Genomic DNA, 21284 nt, shown 5'->3' with positions numbered 1-21284 from the left:
TTAACCCCCAGAGAAAAAGCCGCTGCGTGAGCCGCTGCTGCCAAAACCGCTGTGTGAGCTGGAGGATGAGGATGGACTTTTTCGGTAAGAACTGGAAGATGAACGACTACTATGGTATGAGGAGCCTCCACTATAATATGTCGATCCACCATAGTAATACCCGCTGCTGCCTGAATCCCGACACGCCGTTTGTTCCGATACAGGAAGCTCATCGCAGTCATAATACTCGTCGTCACCGCAACCCGTCAGAGCGGCCGGGACAGCCAACATCAGGGCAAAGGCCGCCATCCGTGTACGAGAGCCGGGCTTGGATTTCATTTTTTCCCAAGAATGCTCCATCACAGATCGACCTCCTTCACAAACATATGTACCTTTTTCAGCTGAGGGTCCAGTACCGAATATATAAATTCATATGTTTTGCCACCCAGTACTGTATAGTGATCTAATAGTCGTTGGGCCAACTCCAAAGTAAATACTGAACCTTCCCGCTGATCCATACTACGGAATGCAGGTTCATGCCATATCCAGTACATTGCACTGAATGTGGAAGTGTAACCTCCCTCACTGGCAAGCACGAGGTCTGTGATGGAGGCACCGTAAGGCTTTGCACGTTCCCCTGTAAATTCAGTCACATAGACGGAATGATCCGTATGTTCCTCACTTTCATTCGATATATGCGACCATAGTTTGTCATGGAGACGCGTAGCGTCTACAAGCTTGCGTAGAAACAGCTCATCTCCCGATACGGATTCCCGTGTCAGGCTGCGCAGTTCCTTTTGAGTGTCTTCCGACCATTCGCGATACGTTAATGAATAATAAATGATGATTCCCTTCCCTTCCTGTACGCTTCTGTCATGAGGTTTGCAACAAATCAAAGCGCTTCTGTCGTCGTTCACTATACGAGATTCTACCTTGAAAAGGTTCAATTTGGAAGAAAAACACGACAAAAAGCCGCAATCCCTAGGATTACGGCTTGATTTTCACTGCTACAGCTTGATATTGTTCTCGTCGAAATATTCCTCCAGCGTCATCCCCTGCTTGGCTACATCCTCCGCAATGTCTATTCCCACATAACGGATATGCCAAGGCTCGTACACATAGCCGGTTACATCTTCCTTCCCCTTCATATAACGAATAATAAATCCGTATTCCGGTGCATGTTTTTCCAGCCATTCGCCTTCCTTGGAAGCTCCGAAGGATTGCTCCAGCACATTACCTACGCTTGGGCTGGATACATCAATGGACAAACCTGTCTGATGCTCACTCGTACCCGGTACAGCGCTAACTTTAGAGGCATATTCCTGCCCCTTTGTCTTTACATTGTTGTTGAAAATAGATACCTGACGCTTATAGGAACGGTATCCCGATACCGCACGCAGCTCAATGCCGTCTTTTTCCGCCCCGTCGAACAGCTTCTCCAGTGCCTCTGCCGCTTCCTTACGCAAATGCCGCTTTTCATGCGGTCCCTCGAAGGAAAATGGTACCTGCGGCTCCACCAGATCATCGGGGACATAGCCTACAGGCAAGCTGCGCTTTTTGTTCACAACGACTGTATCAGAAGTCGCATTGGTGACGATCGCGGTTCCATCCTCTTCCTTAACCGTGGCTTGCAGCGCACTCTGGCTCCGCAACGCCATCACAGGGTCGGCTTGTCCGCCTTCTGTACCCGCAGAGGCTTGTCCAGCGCTAGTGCTGCCATTGTCCGCATCCGGCTGGGTGGAAGGCTGCACATTCTCCTGTACCGCTGTAGATGACTTCAACGGCTCGCTTTCCTGTCCACCTGATCCTCCCTGCTGGCAGGCTGCCAGTAATAGCCCTGGCAGGATCAGCCCTGGAATGAGTGCTTTGGTCCAGCGCTTAGATGCTCGCGTCTGTTGTATATGTCGTTTCATGCTGGTATCTCCTCCAATATTGCAATTGATGCATGACTTGCCGTCACTTTTCCGTTTCCCCATTGTAACTGAACTTTTGGCACTCTTCGAAGCCGTTATCCTGTTCGATGAAGGCGAATAGACTCGAAAAAGGAAGTATATACCCGAATTGTTACGGAGTATGACGTTTTTGCGGGATTGCAGCTCGGGCCCGCTCAGCTACCCGTTCACGTATGAGTTTCAATGCCTCTTCCGCACGGGGTAAACCCGGCAGCAAAGCCGTAATATCCGCTTCCTTCTTAGGAGCAAGCTTCTGCGGCAGACGAATCTCAATCGCGTGAAAGCTCGCACCGGGACGATGCAATGCTCCTTCTGCCGCAGACTCTGCAATCCATTCGCTAATCGCTGCCGATCCGCTACGTCCGCCCTCTGGCCGTGAGGTAGACTCAAGCGCGGGGGATGTCCCCTGCACATGGGATAACTCTCCGGCCCAAGCACTAAATACGTACTCCAGCAGCTCTTCCCGCGACATTCCGATCAGTTCCAGACAGGTCTGCGGCTCGCTTTCCAGACCGGCTTGAAGAGCTTTCTTCACATCGTCGACTACACCCACGCCATCCTCCATGCTAGAAGTGGCTGTCTCAGCTGCTAGCTGAACGATCTCATCCAGCGATAGACAGGTTTCCCCTTGCAAAAAATGGTAGATATCCAAAGGATCTGCTTTTAGCTGCTCCAGCCATGCCTTCCTCTGTTCGGGGTTCAGTACAGGCGCTGGGCCAGTCCATTGGACAGCATGTGTGGAAGGTACACCCGTTGATTCGCCTTCCAACCCATTTCCGTCTAATTCCGCTATCCATTGACCGTCAGTTACTTTTAGCTTCACTTGCGGCCTCGTCATCGCCTTCATCCTTTCTCTGCTCACTCAATCCATACATCATTTTGCAACGCAATCAGACCGCGCAATTCATCATCAGACATTTCGGTGAGCCAATGTTCACCGGAGCCGACAACCTGCTCGGAAAGTGCCTTTTTGCTCTCAATCAGCTCGTCGATCCGCTCCTCCAGCGTACCTTGGCAAATCAGCTTGTGCACTTGTACATTGCGGCTTTGACCAATACGGAATACGCGGTCCGTCGCCTGGTTTTCCACTGCTGGATTCCACCAGCGGTCATAGTGAATGACATGGCTGGCACGTGTCAGGTTCAGACCCACGCCACCTGCACGCAGGGAAAGTACGAATATATTCGGCCCTTCTCCCTGCTGGAAGTTGTGAACAATTTCATCACGTCTGGTTTTCGCCAGTCCTCCATGCAGAAAATACGGCTCTTCCCCGAAGATTTTGGCCAAACGAGAGACCAGCAATTCTCCCATCGACACATATTGGGTGAATATCAGCGCCGATTCGCCGTTCTCGCGAATCGTCTCTACCAATTCCAGCAGTCGCTCCATTTTGCCCGAGTTTTCAGTTTTACCACTATCAGCCCGACCCGGAATGATCAAACCCGGATGGTCACAAATCTGCTTCAACTTGGTCAGCGAAGACAGAACAAGCCCTTTGCGAGCCATACCGATCTGCCCATCCAGTGTTCCCAATAATTGATCCACCACGCCCCGATACAATCCGGCCTGCTCTGGTGTCAGTACACAGTAGGATTTCAACTCCAGCTTCTCTGGCAAATCCTTGCGTATATCTGGGTCGCTTTTGAGACGACGCAGCATGAACGGGGAGACGAGCCGATGAAGCTCACGCAACGCGGACCCCCGCTCCTCTCCCGCCAGACTGTACCGTTGGCGAAATGAAGAAGCCGTACCGAGGTAACCTGGATTCAGAAATTGAAAAATAGACCACAGCTCGCTCAGCCGATTCTCTACCGGGGTACCCGTCATGGCAATCCGGTGTGGAGCAGACAGCTTCATGACGCTTTGTGCTTGCTTTGTTCGTGCATTTTTTATATATTGCGCCTCATCCAACACGATGGAGGACCAGTATACCGCAGATAAATCGCTGCCGTCCCGGCCCGCCAAATGATAGGTAGTGAGGACGATATCATACTCACGTACACTTTCCTGAAACAGCTCGCCGTGGAGTCGCTGGTTGCCATGGTGAATATACAGTGACAAATCCGGTGAAAAGCGCTTCAACTCGCGCTGCCAGTTGCCAAGCAAGGACGTCGGACAGATGATCAACGCCGGACGTTGATCATCTGCGCCGATGCCACCGTCGAGCAGGCAGGTGATGACTTGAATCGTTTTACCAAGTCCCATGTCGTCCGCAAGGCAGACGCCAAAGCCCAATCCACGCATCGCAGCCAGCCATTGAAAGCCGCGCTCTTGATAGGGCCGTAATGCGCCATGCAGCGTCTCCGGCACAGGCCGTGGCTCTACCGAACGGAGTACGCCGCCCTCAGCCAAGGACGCAAGCAATCCGGCGGATTCCGCGCCAAAGATGGACAAGCCCTTCCATGAGGCCTCGCCTGCACTTTCATTTTCTGCAGCTAGATGCATCCATTCGGACAAGCTCATCTCACCGTTTTCCCCGCGCTTGATAAAGCGCAGCACCTGACGGATTTCCTTGGGATCGACCTCGATCCATTCCCCTCCGAGACGTACATACGGCAAATTGGCCGCGACGATGCTTTCCAGTTCCTCCATCGTCAAAATCGTATCACCCAGCACAGCCTCGGCATCAAACGAAATCATGCGGTTAATGCCGACAGACGATGTATCGGCAATCACACCATCTGGCTTGGCACCCTGCTCTGTCGAACGCATTTTGAGCCGCAAGCCTGCACGTCTTCGGCCCTCCCGGCTCCAGCGTGAAGGCATTTGCACGGTGATACCGTTCTTTTGTAGTGCAGGAACGGCTTCCGTCAGGAAGCGGAAGAACAACTCTGGCTCCAGTGTCAGCCCCTCGGGATAAGGACGATTCAATGCTTCTTGCAATATAGGTGCCGCTTCAGCCGCCTGTCCGAGCCTCATTAACAGTTGCGCCTGCACTTGACGATATACAATTCCGCCTCGAACCAGATCACGTTCAGGATGCGCCCACAGTGCCAGAGCAGGCAGTCGCAACCCCGGCTCAGCATCGCTTTCTGCCCAAAAGGTAATGCGCCATTCCTTCACACTCTCTTCCAGCGAAGGCTCCAAACGAAGGCACAACCGCAGTTGCCCTTCTATAGGCTCTTTGTCTTCCCGTTCCGTGACAGGCATTGCGCTTCCCTCAAGAGAGGACGCTTGAAGCACCAGCTCCTCCATCTCCGCGGGCGTTCCCTGAATCGCCACCGGGCGGGAACCTGTCAGCAGACTGTTCCACCACAGCTCTGCCAGCGGCGATCCTCCGCGCCGATACTCTGCGCGATATCGGCCCAGCTCACGGTCTGAGGCTGCCAGCACCGCGGTCGTTTCCGCATGGATGACCGCACACAAGAAGGAGTACAGCACGATTCCGGCTGCATCCTCACGTGTTTCAGGCTCCTTGCCCGCAAAAACAGCCGGAGCCGCCATACAAACAGCCGGCATTGCAGTAGCCAGCTCATAAAAGCGGCGTATGTCCTCCTCTTGACACAGTCGAGGAATCCACACCCCGACAGCCGCTTCCGGACCACGACGGCGCGGTCCCGATGGACGCGCCTCTGTAAGCGATGGCGCAATTTCGCCCCGCTGCATCAGCTCTAGCGCGAAATAAGCAGCTTTTTGCCAATATTGCATTTCCTCGCCCAGCGTAATGCCCGATGCCGCACAGCCCTTCTCGTCCATGCGGGTCAACAGTGCCATCGTCTCGCGCGGTTCCAGCGCCAAACCCTCCAATGTACGCCCCAGCATGGAACGTCTTTTGCCACCTCTGCCCGCGGTTTCCACACGAGCAGTGTTCGGTATCCGTACCTCAGCAAGACGCAACGCAGCCTGCCGAAACGGCCGAAGGTCTCCCTTTAGCGTCAGCCTGCGGATTACACTGCTCCACGCATCGATACGTGGTTCCGACGTCTCACCAGAAAAGCAAAAAAACACATCTCCGAGCCATATTCCATAAAGCGGTTGATTCATATCTGTCTCCCGTCCAGCCTTTTGAATTATTACTCTTCATCATATACGAAAACGGGCTCTTTTCAAAACTTTATCACAAAAATAAATGGAAAGTCATAAGTTAATAACCTTAAATATTCATGTGGTTAACTATAAATAAGAGAATCAATTTACAGGATTAATTGTCTTTTTCTTCATCATCTGCTTTTGCATCCTTCAGATAAGGGTTCAGGCTGTCTTGCAGCAATTCCTTCACCCTCATCCGCAGCTCTTTCGGATATATGACCTCGGCCTCTGGCCCGTATTTTAGCAAAAGTCGGGACACATATCTAAACTCTTCGACCGGAATATATCCCTGCCATTCCTGACCCTGCCCTTCTTGATGGGAAACATTTTGGAAGAGGGTATCTGACCCGGCCAGCCTGGCACCCATTGCGGTAAATTTTATTTTGGACGGAATTCCTATACGGGAATCCTCCGAAGCCAACCATTCCTGAAGTGTGGGAAGGCTGTCCAAGGTTTCGTCCCGCATCGTTATTGTGATCACCCGATCTGAACGGTACAGAATGATACGGTCTCTGCTATGCGCTGGCATGTACCAATATCCGTGATCAAAATACAGTCCAATCGGATATACTTCGGTCCACTTTTCACCGGAAACCGAGCGGTAATGCATATTCACCCGGCGCTTATTCAGCGCAGCCTCCAAAATGATTGAGGTGTAGGGTGACTCTGCGTGAGTCGGCAGCATACGAAAAGAAATGTACTCCTTTAATTGATCGATACTGTCCTGCACATCCTGTGGAAGCTCGGCATAATAATGCTCAGATAAATGTCCACGAACCGAGCCAAAAGGGATATCTGGAATGTTCTCCAACAGTTGCAGCATGAGGAAAAGACCCAGAGCCTCGTCGCGAGCAAGATGAAGGGGAGGAAGAAGCCGATTGGGGAGTGCTCGATACCCGCCATGAGGACCCATTTCGGTATAAAGGGGTAACCCGGTCTGCTGCAAATAGTCGAGATCTCTTTGTATCGTCCTGACGGAGACACCAAAACGTTCAGCCAGCTCACGCGCCGTATATTTTTTTCGGGAATCCAGTATCCTCATAAGAGCAATCCTGCGTTCGTTCATAAGGTACCCCTCGATTCAAAAATTAATTTAAAATGACCGTTTAACTACGACATAGGATGTCATAAATACATTGTAACATTAGGAAATAGAAAGGAGTGAATGAACTATGGAGGATTTGAAATCAAACGCAGTTGTGCTGTATATTGCCATGAGTCTCGACGGGTATATAGCTTTGCCGGACGGTTCGGTGGACTGGCTGTATGATGTTAAAGGGGATGGCGGGGACAATGGATATGCCGACTTTTATGACACCGTAGGTACAGTGCTGATGGGCAGGCTGACGTATGAGGAAGTGTTGAAGCTCTCAGATGATTTCCCTTATGCTGGCAAGCCATGCTATGTGCTCACACGAGCATTAACGGAGCAACAGCAAGCGCCACATGTTACATTTACGGACGAAGCTCTGACTGAACTGGTTCCACGTCTACAAGAACAATCGGAAGGTGCGGTATGGCTAGTCGGTGGAGGCCAGTTACTCCAGGCCTTCTTACAAGCTGGACTGCTGGAGAAGGCTATCATTGCGATCATTCCCAAGGTGCTTGGACAAGGAATACCGTTATTTCCAGAAGGATCGCTGCCAAGTACGTTTAAGCTTAAAGAAATAGAACGCCGCGGGGATATCGCTCTGCTCCATTACCATTTATAATTTTGTTTACAGAAAAGCCTTCATATTTCAGGATCATGCAATCTTCCTGAAATATGAAGGCTTTATCGCGTGCTTTTGTTCATTATTTGGTCTTCAAATTATCCCATGTTCTCTGGAAATCCTCGAATAGCTTCCCGGCATCCGATTTACCTGCCACATAAGCTTGCATCTGACTTCCGAATTCTTGCTGTGCTCCTTCAGGATAGCGGCTAAAGAACCAGCCCAACAGTTTGTTTTCCTTACTGTATTTCACCACTTCCGCACCCAGTTGGCCCATATCAGCCTCTGCCCCTTCGATGCTCTTGAATGCTGGAATAAACTTGAATTCCTTGGTGATATACTTTTTACCCTGCTCGGATGTCACCATCCAGTTTAAGAACTCCTTCGCCTCGGGTTTGACAGTCGAATTTTTATTAACCACCCAGTTGTTGGCGACACCTACAAACAGCTTATCTCCGGCTGTTGCGTCTTCACCAATCGGCATAGGTAAAATACCCAGATTCAGCTTCGGATTAATACCGTCAATTTGGACCTGAGTCCAGTTCCCTTGCTGCATCATGGCAGCCTTTCCAGTGGCGAAGTTCGTTACCTGCGTGTTGTAATCGGTCGTGAGCGGCTTCGAATTGCCATACTTCATTGTCAGATCAAACAGCTTAACCCACTCGGCGAATACAGCGTTGCCCGGAATCTTTGCAGTTCCATCATTCAGTCCCTTAACGAAGGCCGAAGGGTCTGGCTGATTGGCAAATGCCACGTTCAGCAAATGATTGCCTAACACCCAAAACTCCTGATATCCATTAGAAAATGGAGTAATCCCTGCAGCTTGGAGCTTTTGCGCAGCTCCCTCCAGTTCGGACAATGTTTTAGGGGTCTCCGTAATCCCCGCCTTCTTGAACAAATCCTTGTTATAAATAAAGCCGTACCCCTCCAGATTCATCGGCTGGCCATACAGCTTGCCGTCTTTGGTCATCGGCTCTTTGGCGACATCCACCACATCGCCAACCCAAGGCTGGTCAGACAGGTCCTCCAAATATTCCAGCCACGTATCCAGCTCGCGGTAACCTCCTACGTTAAAAATATCCGGCTGCTCCCCGGAGGCGAACTTCGCCTTTAACGCCGCACCATAGTCACTGCCCCCGCCCACGGTCTGAATGTCGAGCTTGATCCCTGGATGAGACGCTTCATATTCCGCCTTCATGCGATTCAGCGCTTCTGCAATCTCTACCTTAAACTGAAAAATGTGAATTGTTTTTTCCTTCACTTCCTCTTTGCCTGCGTTTTGTCCGCCACTGCTGTTACAACCTGCCAAAACCAGGGCAAAGGCCGCGAGAAGCAAGATGAGTGCTTGAGCTTTCTTTTTAAAAGTATGCGTTTTCATTTTCATGTTCCTTTCTATTCTAAATTCATATCAGATGAACTCGAAAAATTCATGTGGAAACGGAGCAAACGGAAAACGGAATGGTGCTGAACAAGCGATAGCGCTCGCCTTTGTCTCTAGATTCCCACCTTTATTCGTTTATTCAGGGGAATCTGGAGGCAACAGCGATGGTAAGCACCATCCGTTTGCGGAGTGGCCACCGTGTACATTTTCAGCTCATCCCACACTCAACCTTTGACCGAACCAGCCATAATACCTTGTATAATATATTTTTGCATGGCCAGAAAGAATACGATGACAGGCAAGATGCCCAGCACCAGAGCAGGCAAAGCCAAATCCCACTGCTTCGTGTATTGTCCAAAAAAGGCATAGGTAGCAATCGGAATCGTGCGCAGTTCAGCCTTTTGCAGTACCAGAGAAGGCAGGAGATAATCATTCCAAATCCAGAGCGTATTTAAAATAATAACAGTTACCATCATCGGTAGCATCAACGGATACACAATTCGGAAAAACACTCCGTAAGGCGTACAGCCGTCCACCGTAGCTGCTTCTTCCACCTCGACTGGCACACCTTTGACGAATCCATGAAAGAGAAAGATCGACATTGGAGCTCCGAATCCCAGATAACAGATTACCAGACCACTTATACTGTTCATTAAATCCAGTGTACTTACAACCTTGACCAAAGGAATCATCACCGATTGAAAAGGAATGACCATGGCAGCTACGAACAGGCTGAACAACACCCGATTATAACGCGTCGGACGCCGGACCATTCGGTAAGCAGCCATTGAGCTGATCAGTACGAGCAGTAGATTACTAATTACCGTAACCACGAGTGAATTCCATAAAGCTTCGGGAAAACGCGTGATGCTCCACGCTCTAGCATAGTTGCTCCATACAAAGGTTTGTGGCCAGGCCGCAGAATCGGTGAGCAGGTCACCAAAGCTTTTGACCGAATTCACGAATAAAAAGTAAAACGGGACGAGGAATAACAATGCGACGAGGATCATCACCATCTCGGTCGCCCATGTTCCAAAGCGGTAGCGCTTGCTTGTTTCCATTTACGCTTCCACCTCCCGACTTTTCGTCAGTCGTACCTGAAGGCTCGTAACCAGAGCAACAATGATAAAGAAAATGAGTGCTTTAGCTGTTCCCAGCCCATAACGATTATTCACAAACGCTTCATTGTAAATATTGAGTGCAACCGACTCTGTGGACCCGAAGGGACCGCCTTTGGTCAGTGACAAATTGAGATCGAACATTTTGAATGACCATGATATCGCCAGGAAAAGACAAACCGTAACGGCAGGCATGATTAAAGGAAGTATAATCGACCGCAAAATTTGCATCCGGCTTGCTCCGTCAATTTCGGCTGCTTCCAGCATATCGCGGGGCACATTGGTCAGGGAAGAGATATAAATAACCATCAAATACCCGGCAGTTTGCCAGATAAACACGATGACAATGCCCCAGAAGGCCGTGATCTCATCTCCCAACCAGGACAGATTGAAGAAGGACCAGTTCGTGCTCTCTCCAATTGCTGCAAATCCCTTGACGAAAATAAACTGCCAGATAAAGCCCAGCAACAGACCTCCGATCACATTAGGCATAAAAAAGATGGTCCTCAGTACATTTTTTGTTTTCAGCGGTTTGGTTAGAAAGTACGCCAGCAGAAAGCCAAAAATATTCGCAGCCACCACTCCTACCACCGTAAAACGGACCGTAAACCAGAACGCTGTCCCAAATTTGTCATCATTCCATAAAATGTGACTGAAATTATCCAGCCCGACCCACTTTGCCTCATTGGCTACCCCATTCCACTCTGTAAAAGAATAGTACATTCCGAGCATAAAAGGGATTACAATAATGATAACGAAAAATAACGTCGACGGCCCTACAAAAATCCATTGCTGGAGCCATTGCGACGACTTGGCGCGATTCAATCCGATCCCCCCCTTTTGTTGTCTGTTGGTGTCTGGAACGCTCCCTTACGGCTTTCTTTCAGCAGCATAATGCTTGGTCCGTACGGATATGCGATTCACATGTTCATTATGTCGAATAAGCGCTCTGGAGAACACGTAGGATCGTGAACCATTAGGGGGGAAAATATTGACCTCTGGCTCGCCTTGAATTGTGAAAGGAGCTCACTGCATGAAATTTCACAGTATTCGTTCCCGCCTGATCTGGTTTTTGCTCATTGCGGTCACTCTGCCGCTGCTGCTGTCGATGACTATGACCTTTGTTCTCACCAAGCAATCCTTGCGGGAGCAGGCCACACAAGAAAATGAACGGCTTATTTTTCAGGGAATTACGAATCTGGATAACTATTTACAGGGACTGAATCGCGCGTCCATTGGAGTCTATAATGACCCCCATTTTCTGCGTAATCTGGCCAAAATTCCGGATGATTACCGGGCCGTCGCTGAAATTTACACCACACTGCAAACGATGATGAATGCTTCGTCAGGCATTGACCAAGTATATTTGCATTCTTTTGAGGCTGGGCAATCCACGTTGATTACCAGTACAGTCCCGCTACGGGAATTCCGACTGGAGCCCTTTACTGGCTCTATTCATTACGGCCCTTCCGGACTATTCATACAGCCTTCGCACATGAAGCATTTGTACGGCTTTTCGGCGGTTTCCTATGCGGAGCACAGCACAAAGCGGCAGGTATTTACACTTCATCGGGCGATTCGGAACATTCCTGCCTCAGAGACGCTTGGGGTACTGGCTATAGATGTTGATCTGGAGCCGCTGCGCAGTATTTGCCGTCAATTGTATGATGCGGATACAGAGGAACTGTTTTTGATCGATCGGAACGGAACGATCGTATATAGCGGAAAAGAAGCATCGATTGGAACACACTGGAAGGAATCTGGCCTGCTCAATCGAATTTCTAAAGAAGGCGAGCACGGAGTGATTGAGGATGATACAGCACTGCACGTGTACGGCAAGCTGGATGCCAATCTGTCAGGCTGGACGCTCGTCAAGAAAATTCCACATCGTACGCTGTATTTACGGGCTACCCGCCTGACTCAGATTAATGCGGTCATTACAGGCGCAGCGTTGCTACTTGTCATTGTTGCCACGTTATGGATTTCGATAAAAATCACGGAACCTATTAAGCGACTGACTCGCTACATAAACCAGATTCAGTCCGGTCAACTGGATGTAGACATTCGGGCCATGAGTAACGATGAGATCGGAGTACTGTCGCGCCGTTTCAGACAGATGATGGATACTATCAATAACCTCATTTTGCGGGAATACAAGCTGGAGCTGGCTAACAAGACACATCAATTGAAAGCGCTTCAAGCACAGATTAATCCTCACTTTTTATATAATACGCTACAGTCTATTGGAACCCTGGCCCTACAGCATGAGGTGCCGCGAATTTATTCTCTGCTCTCTTCCCTTGCCAAAATGCTGCGTTATAACATGCGGGACCATACGGTAGTTACACTCAAGGAAGAAGCCGAACATGTAAAACAATATCTTGATTTACAAAAGGAACGCTTCGGTGAGCAATTAGAGGTCACTTACCAGTGGGAAGATGAGGTGCTAAATGATCGGGTGCCAAAAATGATTCTCCAACCGTTGGTGGAAAACTACTTTAAACACGGTGCCGATCCCCGGCTGGGGCCCGGTGAAATTCGCATTACAGGCAGCCGAATCCAGGAAGGCATTGTGAAAATAACAGTGGAAAATAACGGAATTTCCATTCCACAGGCCGATTTGGAGCAGCTCCAGCATATGTTAAAACGTCCGCTGAAAGCCTACGAGGAGCCGGACACTAGCGAGCAGGACTCCATTGGCCTTCGTAATGTTCTATTGCGTATTCAGCTTCACTCGGAGGATGGTTCTAACACCCTGTGCGTAGACAACATTCTGCCTCATGGCGTCCGTTATACACTCGAAATTCGTACTGAAGTCCCTATGGAAATTCATATTAAGGGAGAGTGATCTGTCAATGAAAGTCCTGATTGTAGATGATGAGAAGCATGTACGCCATGCCATACGGATGCTCGTACATTGGGAAGCTTGCGGTGTGAGCGAGGTGATTGAGGCTGAGTCGGGCGATCAGGCGATTGAGGTCATTACCGCCCTTTCCCCACCTGTTGTACTCACGGATATGCGGATGCCCGGCAAGGATGGAGTAGCACTGATGGAGTGGATTCAAGTCAATTCCCCAGCAACCCGAGTCGTGGTGGTCAGTGGCTATGATGATTTTGACTTGGTTCGACAGGTCATCCGCCGGGGAGGCATGGACTATATTCTTAAGCCCGTGGATCCAGTGGAGATTAACGAGGCTCTAAATAAAGCCACTCAAGCCTGGCGGACGGCGGAGCAAGACCGGAATAGGCAGACGATGCAGGCCATGGAGGTCAATCGGATGAGGCCGCACTATGCTGATAAGCTCCTGACTGAAATCGTTTCCGGTATAGCGAATACCCCTCTATCCATTACGCCCTTACGTGAGGAGCTACGTCTTCCTGCAGCTATTCAGATATGTAATGCAGCTGTGATGAGTACCACTCAGCTGGATGCCGATATACTGGACAAATATAAAACGCGCCGTGCGCTTTTGAGCTTTTCCCTCATTAACATCTGTAACGAATTTCTCGGAACTTCTCAAACCGGAGTTGCATTCCGTCATCTGGAGCGTATGGACGAAATTATTCTGCTGTATTGGGGCGAGCCATCTCGTTGGCCGCTGCTCTTGCAGGATATTCACACAGGGATCAAAACGGCTTTGCGGTGTTACATGCACATCGGGGTTGGCTCTTTTGGCTCTTTTGGCGCTTTTCCCATAGCGGCAGCCACTGCCTACCAAGAGGCACGGCAAGCGTTGTGGAAACGGGATGTGTTGCAAACCGCCGACTGGATGCACCAGAGTTCCCAGACACGGCAGAGCATTCGTCTTCCCCAGTTGCCTGAGATGGAAGAGGAACTGCGGCTTAGTGCGCTCAGCTGTAATGCCAATCGTGTGTCGATAGCGGTAGGCCATTGGATAGCAGCCGTAGCCGAGCTGCCTTCGGTGACAGCAGAGCAGCTAGCCAGTTGGAATCAGGAGTTGGACTGGATGCTGGCCCGCTGGCTGAATGACAGACCTGGAGATATCGATGGCGAGGAACTGGCAGATGAGTCCGGCTCCATTCATGCATTGCCGGTCGACAACCGTGGCACGCTTTCCCTGCCCTTATGGCAAAGACAGGTTGAAAACCGACTGCTGGCAGCCGGTCAGGCGCTTACACCAAGCCATAGCCCAAACAACCCGACCATCCGTGATATTGCCCGCTATCTGGATGCACACTATAACGAGGACATTTCTCTACAGGATATGGCGAGCCGCTTTTATCTCAGTCGGGAATATATTTCTCGTAAATTCAAGCAGGAGTACGGGGTTAATCTGTCAGACTATTTGTGTCAGATCAGGATGAGCAAGGCAAAGCTATTGCTGCTAAATGACAAGCTGCGCCTTCATCATATTGCCGGTATGGTCGGGTATCAGGATGAAAAATATTTTGGCAAGGTGTTCAAAAAACTGGAGGGGGTCACGCCCGGCGAATTCAGAAAACGCCATTCTGCAAATCCTCAGCCGTGACCGCATACAGCACGTGATCTTCCCACACACCATTAATCTTCAAATAGTTGAGAGCCAGCCCTTCGCGGCGAAATCCTGCCTTTTCCATCACTCGATTGGAAGGCGTATTTCTTGGCATCACTCCAGCTTGAATACGGTGTAATTCCAACTCGTTCAAGGCGTAGCGTACAATATCCTTCACTGCGGAAGTCGCATAGCCTTGTCCGTGGTATGCAGGATCTACAAAGTAGCCCAGATTGGCATTTTGAAAGGGGCCTCTAGCGACACCCGACAGCTCCATTCTGCCAATCAGCTTATTATTTTCCAGCAAAAAAAGTCCAAACGTATATCCCTGTCCGGCTTGTGCCGCTTCCAAACCGTTGGAAATCAGACGCGCCTGTTCTTCCAGCGTAAAGTAAATTTCAGGTCGTTCTGGTTCGAACGGTTTGAAGAAATCAAAATTTTCACGTCTGATCTCTAATAAACGTTCTGCATCATTTACTTGTAACAGTCGAATCTGTAGCCCCGGATGGGTAGACTTAATCAAAATTACGCCATTAGCTTCATGCAACATTGTCAGTTTCCTTCTTTCTCAGTTATTCCTATAATATTGTGTTCATGGTCATGAGACAGGAAAATACCCCAGGTGCATGAGAGCAGCCTAGGGTATCTCCATCATTCAAAATTTAGTCCGTAACAGGCATCCAGCCTGGAAGGGTCGTCAATACATTCCACAAATAGTCAGGAATGACTAGCTCCTGCTGAGCTTGTTTGGATAATGTCGTGCGAATGGTATCTTCTGTGCCGTTTTGCACCTTCTGAACCCATTGCGGCTCCATCAAAAGCGGACGTCCCAGCGATACAAGCAGTACACCTGTCTCCAGTGCTGCAAGCGCCTCGTCCGGTGTATTCAGCGACCCGACTCCCATAATCGGCACACGGTTACCTACCTTCTCATGGATGAGAACGGTACGTGACCGTTCGTCACTACGGTCACGGAACGAACCACCAAAGAAATGATTTACGGAAATGTGCAGGTAATCCAACCCTTGATCCGCCAGACGGTCTACAAGCACCATCGTATCATCCAGCGTAATGCCTGGCGTGTGTCCTTCCTCAGGAGACAAGCGGTAGCCGAATATGAATGGACGCTTCGCATGCTCTGCGATCACTTTCTTCACTTCGTGAACAATCGCCAGCGGAAAGGCCAAGCGTTTCTCAAGGCTTCCTCCCCATTCATCAGTACGAATGTTGGAATGCGGGGAGAAGAACTGCTGCACCAGGTAACCGTTCGCTCCGTGAAGCTCCACACCATCATAGCCTGCTTCAATCGCGCGGCGAGTCGCTTCGCCATAGGCACGAATGACGCGGTGGATATCGTCGGATGTCATTTCACGCGGCACAGGCGCGCCTTCTTTTTCCTCGGCTACTGCGCTTGCACTGATCGGCTGTCCATCTGGAATTTGATCCGGTGGACACAGGCGGCCACCATGATAAATTTGCAGGATCGCTTTCGCGCCCTCCTGATGAATCGTATCTGCCAGACGGCGCAGGCTAGGAATCATTTCATCCTTGTCCGCACCGAACTCATTAACAAATCCTTTGCCATCTGGAGTTACATACACACAAGCGGTAATAACCGCGCCCACACCACCGGAGCGTTCACGGTAGTATGCCAGTTCCTCGTCACTGACTTCACCATTTTCGTGGGAAGCAAAGTTAGTCATAGGTGCCATGGTAATACGGTTCTTCAACGTAACACCGGATGGCAGGGTAAAAGCTTCAAATAGAGAATTATATTTTGGGTTCATTCGTTCTCTCTCCTTCAGTTTAAATCAGATCAGATAATATAAGGCTGTTAAGCATGAAGCCGAATATGAATTGGATGCAGTTTTCCTTCCATAACGAACTCAAACTACTGTTGCTTACTTAAATACAGTGGTTGTAACAACCACAGTATAATGATCCGCAACTATAAAGTCAAATCTATCCTTTCTGACCTTCCCCAAACTGTTCGAAAAAGCTGAACCGCAGCCACTTGTCACAAGCCACTGACAAAGCTTAATGGTTGCCGGATGTGCTGTTCTTCTCCTCCCGGCGGGAAAACCAGGTCGCGAGCAACGAGCCGGAAATATTATGCCACACGCTAAAAATCGCACTCGGTACAGCAGCAATCGGATTAAAATGAGCTGCTGCCAGCGCAGCGCCCAGTCCGGAATTCTGCATTCCCGTTTCCAGAGTAACAGCTTTACGCTTGGAAAGATTCATACCGAATAGCTTGGCAAACCAATATCCGAGCAGGAACCCGATACCGTTATGCAAAATAACCACACCAAAAATAATCGGACCTGTCTCCAAAATCTTGCCTTTGCTGCCTGCAATCACAATAGCCACGATGAGCATAATCACCAGTGTTGATATGAGCGGCAGCGCCTGGACACTGGCTTCTGCCTGTTTGCGAAATAGCGATTTGACGATAACACCCAACACAATGGGGACAATAACCACGATGAGAATATCCATGATCAGCGACTTCGCATCAATATTCATCCAACGTCCAGCAAGCAGGTTAATCATGGCCGGGGTAGCTAGTGGAGCAATCAGCGTCGATACTGAAGCAATCGATACGCCCAACGCCACATCGCCTTTGGATAAGAGCGTCATTACGTTGGACGCGGTTCCACTCGGGCAACAGCCTACCAAAATGACACCTACCGCAATATCCGGTGGCAGCTGCAATACTAATGCCAATCCAAAGGCCAGAAACGGCATAATCAGATAATGTCCGACCACACCAATAGCCACATCCACTGGACGCCGGAATACTTCACGAAAGTCAGCCGCAGATAAAGTCAGCCCCATCCCGAACATGACAATGCCCAAAAATAACTGTATGTATCCTTTCAACCCTGTAAACGCCGCAGGAAAGAAAAATCCCAAGCATGCAAATAAAAGTACCCAGATGGAAAAGGTTCCTCCTACAAATTTCCCTACTTTCTCCAAGCCATTCATTCTACTTATCTCCTTACTTCTATATAATTTGAATTTGAGGAAATTCAGCTTATATAGTGCTTAAAATTTTCACCATTGTACTACATATGACTGCATATACATACAACTTTTTATGATTTTACCGGGATCAAGAAACTTTTTCCGGTTAGGACATATTCGAAAGCAAAGTGGGTATATTCATAATAGAAGCTTGTGACCAGTCGGTCATTTTTGGATCATCATTCGTTGTGGAGGAGATATCCCTATGTCACGAAGCCATCCGTATAAATGGTGGAATATTATTGCATTTATCGCTGTCGTTCTCGTTAACGTTCTGGCTTCTACACTTCCTATCGGTGGCAGAAGCACTGCTGCTGTATCCAACATGTACCCAACCTTGATCACCCCAGCGGGTTACGCTTTTTCCATCTGGTCGGTCATCTACGTACTGCTCGCCTGCTTTGTCGTGTACCAAGCTACACCTACAGGGCAAGCCAAGACAAGCGTTCAGTCCATCGGTATTTTTTTTATTCTAAGCTGTCTCTTCAATATCATCTGGATTTTCCTCTGGCAGTATGTATACGTAGAGCTGTGCGTCATCGTCATTATTCTATACTTGCTTTCCTTGAGCGTCGTGTATGTACGTACCCGCACGCCGCAGCCAACCCGCGGAGAAATGTGGTTCGTCAAGCTACCGTTCAGCCTGAACCTCGGTTGGGTATCTGTTGCTACTATTATCAATATTGCAGTGGCACTGGAAAAGAATGAATGGAGTGGCTGGGGACTCAGCGATACGACATGGGCGATCATTATCCTGCTCATCGGCACCGTATTGGCCATCATGGTCAGCTTCCCTTATCGCGACAGCATTTATCCTCTCGTATTTGTATGGGCCTATGTCGCCATCGCCGTCGAGCATCCGAACAATGAAAATGTACGGCTGGCTGCATTGATCTTGGCGGCAATCATTCTGGTGTACGCGCTATGGCTATTCTTTGCCCGTAATCGAGAACGGGATTAAAGAAAACGAATATGATCTCCTAGCCAGAACAAGCGAGCTTGGGTCTGAATCATCTAGCCCAAGCTCGCTTGCTTTGTTTATTCATTTTAACCATGTGATTAGGTATAGACTTTAATCAAATCTATAAGCTTGCTTGTCGAGTGATCTGCATTCATTTTCTTCATATTGATAATATAATCCGACCTTTTTTCATACAAACCAAGAATCATGTCAACAAATCGTTCAGATTCCAACTCTTCTTCTTCTAAAAACTCACAAAAGCCTTGCGCTTTAAATGATTTGGCATTTAGAATTTGATCTCCCCGGCTGACTGCCTTTGAAAGAGGGATCAATAGCATAGGCTTCCGCAGCGTTAAGAATTCAAAAATGGAATTTGAACCCGCCCTAGAAACAACCATATCTGCCATCGCCATAACATCCGCCAGTTCATCGTTTATGTATTCAAACTGCTTGTAACCATGCATATGAATGGAATAATTCACTTGGTCTTTACCATAAATATGGACGATTTGAAAATGAACGAGCAAAGCCTCTAAATTCATCCAGACCATCTCATTGATCTTCTTGGAACCTAAACTCCCACCCATGATCAGAATGATCGGCTTATTTCGAGTAAATCCGCAATAGGTCAAACCTTTGGCTGCCTCCCCATCTTTTAGTTCATCTCTCACAATAGCACCTACATACCGGGTATGCTTAGAGCGAAAGTACTGAGTGGTTTCAGGAAAGGTAGTACAAATTTCTGTAGCAAATGTGCTGGAAATCTTATTAGCTAATCCAGGGGTAATATCTGATTCATGAATGATTACAGGGACTTTATTCAACCACCCAGCCAATACCACAGGAACCGAAACAAACCCGCCTTTTGAAAAAATAACATCCGGTTTTTCTTTTCTTATAATCCGGTACGCTTGAGAAATCCCCTTCAGCACTTTAAAAGGGTCCTTAAAATTATTCCAATCAAAATATCTGCGTAATTTCCCAGTTGAGATACTGAAATAACACACATCTTCTAGTCCAGAAATCAATTTTCTTTCAATCCCTTGTTCAGAGCCTATGTATTGGACACTCCAATGTTGTTCCAGTAAGTGAGGAATCAAAGCTAGGTTTACTGCTACATGTCCTGAAGAGCCTCCACCAGTGAAAATTATTTTTTTAATCATCTCCACCTCCACTCTGTATTCAAAAAAACAAAACACATTAAATTTGAGCAACCGGGTGCCTCTATTTAATAGGGACACCCGGTTGCCATACAAACTTTTTATTTTATGAACGGACCTTTCAGACTATTCGCCCTTCAATGCAATGACTTCAATCTCCACCAGTGCATCCTTAGGCAGACGAGCTACCTCCACCGCACTGCGTGCTGGATAGGGTTGCTCAAAGAAAGAACTGTACACCTCATTGACGCTGACAAAATCGTTCATATCCTTCAGGAATACAGTCGCTTTCACAACCTGGTTCATGTTGCTGCCTGCCGCTTCCAGAATGGCTTGTACGTTGCTCAAGGACAGGCGTGCCTGCTCCTGTACATCCTTACCGAACTCACCTGTTGCCGGATTCAGTCCAAGCTGTCCCGAGGTGTAAATAAACCCGCCTGCCTCTACCGCTTGGCTATAAGGGCCGATAGCACCGGGTGCTTTTTCAGTAGCAATTGTTTTTTTCATATGGGTTGGATTCTCCTTCCTGATACTGGTTCACCGTATTATAGCATGTGAAGTCCAAAGCCACTATTCCGTGCGACGGATTAACGCACTTGATGAATTAGAGATTACGGTGGATGTGCCGCAAAAAACAAACCACCAATAAAACACAAATAACGCCGCTGTTGTCCGAATCATTGGGCAACAGCGGCGTTATTGTCATTTTAATCCTGCCGTGATTTTACACGTTCTCATCAGGAGCCGTTCCTGTAACAGGCTCCTCAACATCGGATGTTAGCTCTGCACCAATGACCCGAATGATGTCGTTCGGATAAATATGTACGCCGCTCGCCTGCGCAAGAGCGATTCGTACCATGGCTCGTGCGATGACCGAAGCCGGGATAGCGCGGTAGGAAGCGAGCTTGCCCGTCATCAGACCGTCCAGCGCTTTCATGACAACAGCGGCAGCGGCTTCGCCCATACGTCGTTCAGGTCTCGCGCCCAAAATCAGCGACGGACGGAACAAATGCAGCGCAGGCAGCCCGATAGCGGCAAGCGCCTCTTCAGCCTCACCCTTGGTGCGGTTATAAAACACACGTGAATCTGGATCGGCCCCCATCGCTGAGATAGCTAGCATCTGTACAGCACCAGCCTCTTTGCCCAACTGGGCAGCCAGCACCGGATAGTCCAGATCCACCTGACGAAACTGCTCCTTGGTGCCAGCTTTTTTCATCGTTGTCCCAAGGCAGCAAAAAACATCATCCACCCCTTCGAAGGCGAACGCCGCTTTCTGTGGCTGTTCCCAATCGATGAGCGCCTGTTCCAGCTTGGGATGCTTGATGTCCAACGGACGTCTGCCCATAACCATGACGCGGTTGTATTCCTTTTGCACCAGCAGCTCTCGTACAACATAACCCCCGACAAGCCCTGTTGCACCCACAACGACCGCTTTACGTTCCATGATAGACCTCCTTTGTGCCATAGCGCTC

19 protein-coding genes are annotated in these 21284 nt (G+C 49.0%); 4 read left to right on the top strand and 15 right to left on the bottom strand.

Translation table 11 applies throughout. From position 1 onward, the window contains the following. From NLX82_RS18745 to NLX82_RS18720, 6 genes are all read right to left on the bottom strand, one after another. Positions 1 to 339, bottom strand: coding sequence for a hypothetical protein (locus NLX82_RS18745; protein ID WP_254348782.1), 339 nt, complete (start codon positions 337 to 339; stop codon positions 1 to 3). After that, complete coding sequence (locus tag NLX82_RS18740; RefSeq protein ID WP_023986798.1) at positions 339 to 896, bottom strand: hypothetical protein; 558 nt, start codon at positions 894 to 896, stop codon at positions 339 to 341. Before NLX82_RS18740 ends, NLX82_RS18745 begins: the two co-directional genes overlap by 1 nt. Positions 897 to 986: 90 nt before the next feature. Then, positions 987 to 1892 (bottom strand): M15 family metallopeptidase, encoded by a 906-nt coding sequence (locus tag NLX82_RS18735; protein ID WP_071559386.1) that lies wholly within the window; start codon positions 1890 to 1892, stop codon positions 987 to 989. Positions 1893 to 2043: 151 nt separating this feature from the next. After that, positions 2044 to 2769 carry a phosphoribosylglycinamide synthetase gene (locus NLX82_RS18730; RefSeq protein ID WP_254348747.1) on the bottom strand — a complete coding sequence of 242 codons (726 nt, stop codon included), beginning with the start codon at positions 2767 to 2769 and terminating at the stop codon, positions 2044 to 2046. Positions 2770 to 2789: 20 nt separating this feature from the next. Continuing rightward, the gene (locus NLX82_RS18725) at positions 2790 to 5915 is read right to left on the bottom strand and encodes a DEAD/DEAH box helicase (protein WP_254348746.1); all 3126 of its coding nucleotides are present in this window, start codon (positions 5913 to 5915) and stop codon (positions 2790 to 2792) included. A gap of 157 nt (positions 5916 to 6072) precedes the next feature. Beyond that, a complete protein-coding gene (locus tag NLX82_RS18720) occupies positions 6073 to 7026 on the bottom strand; it encodes a helix-turn-helix transcriptional regulator (protein ID WP_023986794.1) in 954 nt (317 codons plus the stop codon). A gap of 106 nt (positions 7027 to 7132) precedes the next feature. Here NLX82_RS18720 and NLX82_RS18715 point away from each other — a divergent pair, with 106 nt between their 5' ends. Continuing rightward, on the top strand, positions 7133 to 7672 hold the full coding sequence (locus NLX82_RS18715; RefSeq protein ID WP_023986793.1) for a dihydrofolate reductase family protein: 540 nt from the start codon (positions 7133 to 7135) through the stop codon (positions 7670 to 7672). Positions 7673 to 7754: 82 nt separating this feature from the next. Here the strand turns inward: NLX82_RS18715 and NLX82_RS18710 are convergent, their stop codons facing one another. From NLX82_RS18710 to NLX82_RS18700, 3 genes are all read right to left on the bottom strand, one after another. Next, entirely contained in the window at positions 7755 to 9050 is a 1296-nt protein-coding gene (locus tag NLX82_RS18710; protein ID WP_023986792.1) for an ABC transporter substrate-binding protein, read from the bottom strand. Between the two features lie 227 nt (positions 9051 to 9277). Next, positions 9278 to 10114 carry a carbohydrate ABC transporter permease gene (locus tag NLX82_RS18705; protein ID WP_023986791.1) on the bottom strand — a complete coding sequence of 279 codons (837 nt, stop codon included), beginning with the start codon at positions 10112 to 10114 and terminating at the stop codon, positions 9278 to 9280. After that, entirely contained in the window at positions 10115 to 10996 is an 882-nt protein-coding gene (locus tag NLX82_RS18700) for a carbohydrate ABC transporter permease (protein ID WP_023986790.1), read from the bottom strand. Positions 10997 to 11204: 208 nt separating this feature from the next. Between NLX82_RS18700 and NLX82_RS18695 the strand changes: the two genes are divergently transcribed. Both NLX82_RS18695 and NLX82_RS18690 read left to right on the top strand, forming a co-directional pair. Continuing rightward, a complete protein-coding gene (locus NLX82_RS18695) occupies positions 11205 to 13019 on the top strand; it encodes a sensor histidine kinase (protein WP_023986789.1) in 1815 nt (604 codons plus the stop codon). A gap of 7 nt (positions 13020 to 13026) precedes the next feature. Then, on the top strand, positions 13027 to 14661 hold the full coding sequence (locus NLX82_RS18690; RefSeq protein ID WP_023986788.1) for a response regulator transcription factor: 1635 nt from the start codon (positions 13027 to 13029) through the stop codon (positions 14659 to 14661). Here the strand turns inward: NLX82_RS18690 and NLX82_RS18685 are convergent. From NLX82_RS18685 to NLX82_RS18675, 3 genes are all read right to left on the bottom strand, one after another. After that, the gene (locus NLX82_RS18685; protein ID WP_023986787.1) at positions 14627 to 15214 is read right to left on the bottom strand and encodes a GNAT family N-acetyltransferase; all 588 of its coding nucleotides are present in this window, start codon (positions 15212 to 15214) and stop codon (positions 14627 to 14629) included. The genes NLX82_RS18690 and NLX82_RS18685 overlap by 35 nt on opposite strands. Before the next feature lie 112 nt (positions 15215 to 15326). Continuing rightward, positions 15327 to 16451 carry an NADH-dependent flavin oxidoreductase gene (locus tag NLX82_RS18680; RefSeq protein WP_254348745.1) on the bottom strand — a complete coding sequence of 375 codons (1125 nt, stop codon included), beginning with the start codon at positions 16449 to 16451 and terminating at the stop codon, positions 15327 to 15329. A gap of 250 nt (positions 16452 to 16701) precedes the next feature. Next, positions 16702 to 17652: a bile acid:sodium symporter family protein gene (locus NLX82_RS18675; RefSeq protein WP_023986785.1), complete on the bottom strand. Its 951-nt coding sequence runs from the start codon at positions 17650 to 17652 to the stop codon at positions 16702 to 16704. A gap of 244 nt (positions 17653 to 17896) precedes the next feature. On the opposite strand from NLX82_RS18675, the gene NLX82_RS18670 reads away from it, so the two are divergent. Further along, a complete protein-coding gene (locus NLX82_RS18670) occupies positions 17897 to 18652 on the top strand; it encodes a TspO/MBR family protein (protein WP_053324525.1) in 756 nt (251 codons plus the stop codon). A 98-nt stretch (positions 18653 to 18750) separates the two neighbouring features. On the opposite strand, the gene NLX82_RS18665 is transcribed toward NLX82_RS18670, so the two are convergent. The 3 genes from NLX82_RS18665 to NLX82_RS18655 form a co-directional block, all read right to left on the bottom strand. Continuing rightward, positions 18751 to 19815: an undecaprenyldiphospho-muramoylpentapeptide beta-N-acetylglucosaminyltransferase gene (locus NLX82_RS18665; RefSeq protein WP_302055885.1), complete on the bottom strand. Its 1065-nt coding sequence runs from the start codon at positions 19813 to 19815 to the stop codon at positions 18751 to 18753. A 123-nt stretch (positions 19816 to 19938) separates the two neighbouring features. Beyond that, positions 19939 to 20319, bottom strand: coding sequence for a RidA family protein (locus tag NLX82_RS18660; RefSeq protein WP_013308546.1), 381 nt, complete (start codon positions 20317 to 20319; stop codon positions 19939 to 19941). A 217-nt stretch (positions 20320 to 20536) separates the two neighbouring features. After that, positions 20537 to 21256: an NAD(P)H-binding protein gene (locus NLX82_RS18655; RefSeq protein ID WP_076158780.1), complete on the bottom strand. Its 720-nt coding sequence runs from the start codon at positions 21254 to 21256 to the stop codon at positions 20537 to 20539. Positions 21257 to 21284: the final 28 nt, after the last annotated feature.

This window comes from Paenibacillus sp. A3M_27_13 (assembly GCF_024213315.1).
Lineage (GTDB): Bacteria > Bacillota > Bacilli > Paenibacillales > Paenibacillaceae > Paenibacillus > Paenibacillus polymyxa_B.
Note: the sequence above shows the minus strand (reverse complement) of the source record. Positions and strands in the feature narration are given on the sequence as shown.

Coding starts and splice junctions, on each gene's coding strand:
- NLX82_RS18745 (WP_254348782.1), bottom strand. CDS start 339: ATGGAGCATTCTTGGGAAAAAATGAAATCCAAGCCCGGCTCTCGTACA.
- NLX82_RS18735 (WP_071559386.1), bottom strand. CDS start 1,892: ATGAAACGACATATACAACAGACGCGAGCATCTAAGCGCTGGACCAAA.
- NLX82_RS18730 (WP_254348747.1), bottom strand. CDS start 2,769: ATGACGAGGCCGCAAGTGAAGCTAAAAGTAACTGACGGTCAATGGATA.
- NLX82_RS18725 (WP_254348746.1), bottom strand. CDS start 5,915: ATGAATCAACCGCTTTATGGAATATGGCTCGGAGATGTGTTTTTTTGC.
- NLX82_RS18720 (WP_023986794.1), bottom strand. CDS start 7,026: ATGAACGAACGCAGGATTGCTCTTATGAGGATACTGGATTCCCGAAAA.
- NLX82_RS18715 (WP_023986793.1), top strand. CDS start 7,133: ATGGAGGATTTGAAATCAAACGCAGTTGTGCTGTATATTGCCATGAGT.
- NLX82_RS18710 (WP_023986792.1), bottom strand. CDS start 9,050: ATGAAAACGCATACTTTTAAAAAGAAAGCTCAAGCACTCATCTTGCTT.
- NLX82_RS18705 (WP_023986791.1), bottom strand. CDS start 10,114: ATGGAAACAAGCAAGCGCTACCGCTTTGGAACATGGGCGACCGAGATG.
- NLX82_RS18695 (WP_023986789.1), top strand. CDS start 11,205: ATGAAATTTCACAGTATTCGTTCCCGCCTGATCTGGTTTTTGCTCATT.
- NLX82_RS18690 (WP_023986788.1), top strand. CDS start 13,027: ATGAAAGTCCTGATTGTAGATGATGAGAAGCATGTACGCCATGCCATA.
- NLX82_RS18685 (WP_023986787.1), bottom strand. CDS start 15,214: ATGTTGCATGAAGCTAATGGCGTAATTTTGATTAAGTCTACCCATCCG.
- NLX82_RS18680 (WP_254348745.1), bottom strand. CDS start 16,451: ATGAACCCAAAATATAATTCTCTATTTGAAGCTTTTACCCTGCCATCC.
- NLX82_RS18675 (WP_023986785.1), bottom strand. CDS start 17,652: ATGAATGGCTTGGAGAAAGTAGGGAAATTTGTAGGAGGAACCTTTTCC.
- NLX82_RS18670 (WP_053324525.1), top strand. CDS start 17,897: ATGTCACGAAGCCATCCGTATAAATGGTGGAATATTATTGCATTTATC.
- NLX82_RS18665 (WP_302055885.1), bottom strand. CDS start 19,815: ATGATTAAAAAAATAATTTTCACTGGTGGAGGCTCTTCAGGACATGTA.
- NLX82_RS18660 (WP_013308546.1), bottom strand. CDS start 20,319: ATGAAAAAAACAATTGCTACTGAAAAAGCACCCGGTGCTATCGGCCCT.
- NLX82_RS18655 (WP_076158780.1), bottom strand. CDS start 21,256: ATGGAACGTAAAGCGGTCGTTGTGGGTGCAACAGGGCTTGTCGGGGGT.